The organism is Verrucosispora sp. SN26_14.1 (genome assembly GCF_004307965.1).
GTDB lineage: Bacteria > Actinomycetota > Actinomycetes > Mycobacteriales > Micromonosporaceae > Micromonospora.
The window spans coordinates 1-1321 of sequence record NZ_SISL01000786.1 but is presented as its reverse complement, the minus strand read 5'-3'; the positions used below and the strand labels follow the sequence as shown (position 1 = coordinate 1321).

Below are 1321 nucleotides of genomic sequence, written 5' to 3'. Positions count from 1 at the left end.
CGCCGGAGCCGCCCGGTACCCGGCCAACGCGGCCCGGGCCGACTCGGTGGCCTCGTCCAGGCTCGGTACCGAGGGGCCGACGACCACCGGACCGTCACCGAAGGCGGACAACAGTTCGGCGGTGGCCGCCACCGGATCCGCCGCCCCGCCGAGCACGATCACCAGGCGGTCCCCGTGCACCCCGCCGATCACCTCGACCCCGACCCGCCGGGCCTGCCGGTAGACCGTGTGCAGCACGGCGGCGACCTCACCGCCGGGGGAGGGGCCGACCGCCACCGCGACCGGCGGCGCGTCCGTCCAGCCGAGCGCGGCGGCCCGGCTGGCCAGCACGTCCGGCGAGTCACCTCGCAGCAGCGCGTCGACCAGCAGAGCCTGGAGGCGGGCGTCCCAGGAACCGCGCGACTCGGCCGCCCGGGCGTACACCCGGGCCGCGGCGAAGGCGATCTCCCGGGAGTAGCGCAGCACCGCCTCGCGCAACTGCGCCGCCTCGCCCGGCGCGGCCAGGTCGTCGACCTGCTCCTCGACCACGTCGATGGTGACCTTGATCAGGGCGACGGTCTGCTGGAGGGTGATCGACCGGGCCAGCGCCTGCGGCGCGGTGGCGAACACCTCGTCGGAGACCTCCTGGGTGCCCTCGTGGGGGCCGCCGTCGGAGCGCAGCCACTGCACCAGGGACCGCGCGCCGGCCTGCGCCACCACCATCACCCAGGACCGCTGGTCGGCGGGCAGGTCCCGGAACCAGGGCAGGGTGTCGTCCATCCGCGCCACACTCGCCGTGGCCAGCGCACCGGCTGCCCGCTCGATCCGGCGCAGCGTGGCCGACAGGTCCGTCCCGACCGACTCGCTCACCCGCCTAGCCTGACATGTCCTGAGCTGGACCTCGCCGGCAGGCGTCGGCAGTCCCGGGAGCACCCACCCGGTACGCGCTGCACGGACCGTCGGAGCCGGCCAGTACGGTAACGAGGCACGTCGGGTGGGCACCGGCGGGTGAGGGCGAGCGTGAGGAGACACCGATGGCGCACGGGGAGGCTGAGCACGGCTGCGCCCAGGGAGAGCCTTGCCGACCGGGGTCGCACGAGCAGCCGTTCCCCGCCAAACACCACCGCCGGCTCATCGGTCTGGCCCACCCGGGCGAAGCCGCGCCGGGACGGTCGGCCGAGCGTCCCGAGGAGGACTCCGCTCCGGTGCGCCCGCGCCCCGTCGACCCCGTGGTGCCGCGTCAGCGTACGGGCGAGGCCGTGGTCCCGGAGCCGGTCACCGGCGGCTGCCGCAGCGACCTGCCCGGCTGGGCCGGCGGCCATCGGCACGGCCCGGTCCGACC

Annotated in this window: 2 protein-coding genes; one reads left to right on the top strand and one right to left on the bottom strand. The window is 76.3% G+C overall.

The window, feature by feature from the left end; genetic code table 11:
- Window positions 1–912, bottom strand: a 912-nt coding sequence (locus EYA84_RS31915) for a PucR family transcriptional regulator (RefSeq protein WP_236146081.1), incomplete at its 3' end; no start/stop codon positions are given.
- Window positions 913–1013: 101 nt separating this feature from the next.
- On the opposite strand from EYA84_RS31915, the gene EYA84_RS34010 reads away from it, so the two are divergent.
- Window positions 1014–1321: hypothetical protein (locus EYA84_RS34010; RefSeq protein WP_131057864.1), on the top strand; the 308-nt coding region annotated here is incomplete at its 3' end.